2 protein-coding genes and 1 pseudogene are annotated in these 1,198 nt (G+C 64.2%); 2 read left to right on the forward strand and 1 reads right to left on the reverse strand.

Features of this window, described 5'->3' with window-relative positions; all coding sequences use genetic code 11:
* Positions 1–268 precede the first annotated feature (268 nt).
* Positions 269–565: a hypothetical protein gene (locus tag YY7_RS0149925; RefSeq protein WP_028169435.1), complete on the forward strand. Its 297-nt coding sequence runs from the start codon at positions 269–271 to the stop codon at positions 563–565.
* A gap of 17 nt (positions 566–582) precedes the next feature.
* On the opposite strand, the gene YY7_RS0149930 is transcribed toward YY7_RS0149925, so the two are convergent.
* Complete coding sequence (locus tag YY7_RS0149930) at positions 583–870, reverse strand: hypothetical protein (RefSeq protein WP_155255702.1); 288 nt, start codon at positions 868–870, stop codon at positions 583–585.
* A 98-nt stretch (positions 871–968) separates the two neighbouring features.
* Between YY7_RS0149930 and YY7_RS64265 the strand changes: the two are divergent.
* Positions 969–1,198: pseudogene (locus YY7_RS64265) on the forward strand (SOS response-associated peptidase); the annotation flags it as partial.

Raw genomic sequence — 1,198 nt, forward strand, 5'->3', positions numbered from 1 at the left:
GGCTACTATCCCGCCTACAGCTACTATCCGGCGTACGTCGACTATGGCTGGCAAGCAATCCAGGAGCCTGGGGCCGCCCGCTTCTACAGACCTTATGGATACGGCGGGCGGCCCTGGGGCTATTGGTAAGCGGGCCGGCCTTGCAATTTTTCTCGGCGCGCCGGCCTTCCAACGCTTACCGCGGAGTGATCGCGCCGAGCGGATGGGGCCCGTCGCTTGGGCGTTATTCTTCGCGGATGTGGCGCATCTTCCGCGGTGGAGAAGCACAATGTCCATCTCTATCCCCAAGCAACTCGGCGCGGCGGCGGTGCTGACTGCGATAAGCTGCGCGCCGGCTTCGGCCCAGCCGGTGATATCCGAGCCCGGCTATTGCGCACAGTTCTATCCAAATGCCAATTGCCAGAACAAAGGACCCGGGAACCCCTACACCGACCCGAATTACCAGCTGTATGGCGGCCAGAGCTCGGGACCGTGGCCGCGCGGTGCAACGGTCGGCATGGCGCTGAAGCGGCCCCGCGGACGCGATCTGCCCCGACGACATCCCAGCACTAGCCCCGGGCAGTGAGTGGTAAGGGGGGCGCGTCACCCGCCGGGCCTATGATCTTCGCTGCGTTCGTTGCGCATCTCCGGCTCCATCGCATTCAGGCGGCGGAGATCCTCGAGCAGACCGCGCTGGATTGGATCAAGGCTTTGCGGAATCTCGCCAGATCCTGCTTGGGAGCGCTCCTCGTCGGGCTCTAATCTGCGCCGGAAGATGAGTCCGCCGCAGACAAGCGCGAAGCCGATGACGATCAGCGCGACAGGTAGAGCATGCATTTTGCTTGCGACCGCCAAAAGGCGCATTCTATCCTGCGTCGCTGCGGCACCCAATGCGCTATTTCCGCTCGGGAGCTGCCCGCGCGAGAACCCGTCAGCGGATCTCGCCACAGCGCTATAGTGTGCCACTGCAGCGAGAAGAGACCGGGACCCCAAGTCGAGGCCGACATTTGGTCTACGGCTTCTTGACCACGCGCCGAACGCAGTCATGGAGCCCATTCACCCAAAGGCCATGCCGGTGATCCTGACGACCGACGAGGAGCGCGACGTCTGGATGCGCGCGCCGTGGGACGAGGCCAAGGCGTTGCAACGACCGCTCCCCGATGATGCGCTCAAGATCGTACTGCGTGGCGAGGACAAGGAAGACCGAGCCGGCGCGGCG

The sequence above is a fragment of the Bradyrhizobium elkanii WSM2783 genome, from assembly GCF_000472865.1.
Taxonomy (GTDB): Bacteria; Pseudomonadota; Alphaproteobacteria; order Rhizobiales; family Xanthobacteraceae; genus Bradyrhizobium; species Bradyrhizobium elkanii_A.

Coding starts and splice junctions, on each gene's coding strand:
- YY7_RS0149925 (WP_028169435.1), top strand. CDS start 269: ATGTCCATCTCTATCCCCAAGCAACTCGGCGCGGCGGCGGTGCTGACT.